The sequence below is a fragment of the Streptomyces sp. WM6386 genome (assembly GCF_000972385.1).
Taxonomy (GTDB): Bacteria; Actinomycetota; Actinomycetes; order Streptomycetales; family Streptomycetaceae; genus Streptomyces.
The window spans coordinates 102,634-103,753 of sequence record NZ_JXTE01000062.1 but is presented as its reverse complement, the minus strand read 5'-3'; the positions used below and the strand labels follow the sequence as shown (position 1 = coordinate 103,753).

1 protein-coding gene is annotated in these 1,120 nt (G+C 67.2%); it reads right to left on the bottom strand.

What is annotated here, in order from left to right:
• Position 1 precedes the first annotated feature (1 nt).
• Positions 2–1,120: aspartate ammonia-lyase (locus TN53_RS31060; RefSeq protein WP_046262052.1), on the bottom strand; the 1,119-nt coding region annotated here is incomplete at its 5' end.

The window sequence follows — 1,120 nt, the reverse complement described above, 5'->3', positions numbered from 1 at the left end:
GTCAGGCCAGGGCCCGGCCGGTGCCCGCGACGACCTCGGGACGCAGCAGGTCGGCGAGGGTCTCGGCGGGCAACAGGCCCTTCTCCAGGACGAGTTCGGCCACCCCGCGGCCGGTGACGAGGGCCTCCTTGGCGATGTCGGTGGCGGCCGTGTACCCGATGTGCGGGTTGAGCGCGGTCACCAGGCCGATGGAGTTCTCCACGCTCGCCCGCAGCACCTCGGTGTTGGCGGTGATGCCGTCCACGCACCGCTCGGCGAGCGTGAGGCAGGCGGCGCGCAGGTGCGTGATGGACTCCGACAGGGAGTGCAGGATGATCGGCTCGAACGCGTTGAGCTGGAGCTGGCCCGCCTCCGCGGCCATCGTGATCGTCACGTCGTTGCCGATCACCTCGAAGGCGACCTGGTTGACCACCTCGGGGATCACCGGGTTCACCTTGCCCGGCATGATCGACGAACCGGCCTGTACCGGCGGCAGGTTGATCTCACCGAGCCCCGCACGCGGACCGGACGACAACAGCCGCAGATCGTTGCAGCTCTTGGACAGCTTGACCGCGACCCGCTTGAGCACGCCGGACATCTGGACGAACGCCCCGCAGTCCTGGGTCGCCTCGACCAGGTTGACGGCGGTGACCAGCGGCAGCCCGGTGATCTCGGCGAGGTGACGGCGGGCCGCCTCGGCATACCCGGCGGGCGCGTTGAGTCCCGTACCGATGGCCGTGGCACCGAGGTTGATCTCATGGATCAACTGCACAGCCTCGTCAAGGCGATGACGATCCTCATCGATCATGACGGCGAACGCGGAGAACTCCTGCCCCAGCGTCATCGGCACCGCGTCCTGCAACTGTGTACGGCCCATCTTGAGCACATCACGGAACTCGACCGCCTTACGGGCGAACGAGTCCTGCAGTACCGCCATCGCCTTGAGCAGTCCACGCACCGCGAAGACCGTCGCGACCTTCACGGCGGTCGGGTAGACGTCGTTGGTGGACTGACCGAGGTTGACGTCCTCGTTCGGATGCAGATACCGGTACTGCCCCTTCTCGAACCCCAGCAGTTCCAACGCCCGGTTCGCGATCACCTCGTTGGCGTTCATGTTGGTCGAGGTGCCGGCGCCTCCCTG